We start from the raw sequence: 412 nt of genomic DNA on the forward strand, positions 1-412 counted from the left end.
CATCAAAGGCGATGGAGAACGAGCCTGAAAGGATGCCGAAGATGATGCCGAGCGCGGCAATGACGATGGTGGCCGCAATCGAAATGCGTAGAAACCCTTGTTCGTTCCACATCGCCACCTCCCGCGCAGCCCACACGCCTCGCGCTCACTCTAGCGTGTCCGCGCCAATCGTGAAGGCATTCGAGACAATCGCCGACTACGGAGTGAACCGGATTTTCTATTCTTTGGATGGAGGTTCGCGCCCTGGAATGACTGTCCGAAGGAGTTATAGACACTGGGGAGGAAGCCCCGGGGGCTTCGTGACAACCTCGTCGAATGGCAGGCCGCGATCGCGCCCTGCGGCAATCTCGCGATCATTGCCTAAACATCATGAGAGCCGGGTCGATCTGCCCCGGCTCGACATTTAGAGGCA

At 58.5% G+C, this 412-nt stretch carries 1 pseudogene; it reads right to left on the minus strand.

The features are described from left to right. Positions 1–112 (minus strand): annotated as a pseudogene (locus AF337_RS45090) (cation transporter); the annotation flags it as partial. Between the last annotated feature and the right edge of the window lie 300 nt (positions 113–412).

It is taken from the genome of Rhizobium ecuadorense, assembly GCF_001187535.1.
Classification (GTDB): Bacteria; Pseudomonadota; Alphaproteobacteria; order Rhizobiales; family Rhizobiaceae; genus Rhizobium; species Rhizobium ecuadorense.